This is a genomic window from Paenarthrobacter aurescens, from assembly GCF_025421775.1.
GTDB lineage: Bacteria > Actinomycetota > Actinomycetes > Actinomycetales > Micrococcaceae > Arthrobacter > Arthrobacter aurescens_B.
This window is the reverse complement of record NZ_JAOEFX010000605.1, coordinates 1-245: the sequence shown is the minus strand read 5'-3', so window position 1 is coordinate 245 and position 245 is coordinate 1. Positions and strand designations below refer to the sequence as shown.

Annotated in this window: 1 protein-coding gene; it reads left to right on the top strand. The window is 69.0% G+C overall.

Annotated features, from left to right (window positions below):
- Positions 1 to 245, top strand: a 245-nt coding sequence (locus tag N7568_RS24980) for a hypothetical protein (RefSeq protein ID WP_261612329.1), incomplete at both ends; no start/stop codon positions are given.

Here is a 245-nt window from a genome sequence, read left to right as displayed (position 1 = left end):
GCGAGGCCCGCCTCACCGAGCTCGAGTCGAGCTGGGTCGGGCGGGCGCTGCGCCTCCAGCTCGACCTCGACGAGCGCGAGCCGATGCTGAACTCCCTGTGGCCCCACACCCACAACTCCTTCAACAGCTCGGTGTACTCGCCGACCGTGTCGAGCCTCGACCCCAACCAGCGGTGGTCGATCATCGACCAGCTCCGCATGGGCATCCGCGCCATCGAGCTCGACCTCCATCCCTCACCCGACCGC